This window comes from Cupriavidus phytohabitans, assembly GCF_017815025.1.
GTDB lineage: Bacteria > Pseudomonadota > Gammaproteobacteria > Burkholderiales > Burkholderiaceae > Cupriavidus.
This window is the reverse complement of record NZ_JAGIQB010000203.1, coordinates 1-1072: the sequence shown is the minus strand read 5'-3', so window position 1 is coordinate 1072 and position 1072 is coordinate 1. Positions and strand designations below refer to the sequence as shown.

General features: G+C 61.7%; 2 protein-coding genes. Both read left to right on the top strand.

Features of this window, described 5'->3' with window-relative positions:
- Window positions 1–459: tyrosine-type recombinase/integrase (locus J8I34_RS34150; protein WP_209808578.1), on the top strand; the 459-nt coding region annotated here is incomplete at its 5' end.
- A 124-nt stretch (window positions 460–583) separates the two neighbouring features.
- Window positions 584–1033: an HU family DNA-binding protein gene (locus J8I34_RS34145; protein WP_209808576.1), complete on the top strand. Its 450-nt coding sequence runs from the start codon at window positions 584–586 to the stop codon at window positions 1031–1033.
- Window positions 1034–1072 lie beyond the last annotated feature (39 nt).

Below are 1072 nucleotides of genomic sequence, written 5' to 3'. Positions count from 1 at the left end.
GCGGCGGAAGCGCGCGCGGCCCATTGTGCGGATCTGAGGCTGGACGCGACCCCACCCTACCTCGTCGTGCGGGCACATGGGCCCCGAGACGCCCGCACGATGCACCTGGCGAGCTTCGCGGTACCGGCCCTACGGGCCTGGAGTACCCGGCGCGCGGCCCTCCCCATCGAGGGCGAATTGCTATTCACGCTCACCCCGGATGGTCGTCCAATCACCGACATGAGCTTCGGCCGTATCGTGTCCGAGATCCTCAACGCGATCGGCGCCACTGATGTCGAAATGAGCCCGCGCACGTTGCGCAATACGTTCTGCCGGCGCCACCTCTTAGCCGGTCACTCTCGCGATGACGTGAGCCAAATGTTGGGGCTGGCCAGCAATCGCACCTGCGACCGGATCGCCGCGACCCTGACACCTGCACAAACGCTTCAAGAGAACGTAGAAGTCGAGCGCAAAGGCTAGCGAAGCGGAAGATCATGGAAATCCCGATGCCCGCTTGCATACGCAGCAGCTTTTGCTATGCTTCGCCCGTGCGCCACACTAATAATCGCTGTCAGGGCGCGCAACTTTCTAATCAGACACGACTATGGCCACGAAAGCGAAACCTGTAGCAAAGACTGCAACGAAAACCGCAGCTAAGAAGGCTGCCCCGGCGAAGACGGCCGCTCCTGCCAAGAAAGCCGCTGCTGCCAAGAAGGCTGCCGCTGCTGCACCGGTCGCCAAGCCGATCAAGGACACGTTCAATAAGTCCACCCTGCTGGCACACCTCGTGGAACAGACCCAGCTGGACAAGAAGGCTGTCCAGACCGTGCTGGCCCAGCTGGAAAACACCATGGTGAACGCCCTGCACAAGAAAGGCGCCGGCGAATTCACCCTGCCGGGCCTGTTCAAGGTCTCGGCCATCCAGGTTCCGGCCACGAAGAAGCGCTTCGGCAAGAATCCGTTCACTGGCCAAGAGCAATGGTTCGCGGCCAAGCCGGCCAGCGTGAAGGTGAAGGTTCGTGCGATGAAGAAACTGAAGGACGCCGCGATGTAACCGCACCGGTTCACGCGTGCAAAAGAAAAAGCCCCGGAG

Excerpts from the sequence above, each read along its gene's own strand:
- J8I34_RS34145 (WP_209808576.1), top strand. The coding sequence starts at position 584 with ATGGCCACGAAAGCGAAACCTGTAGCAAAGACTGCAACGAAAACCGCA.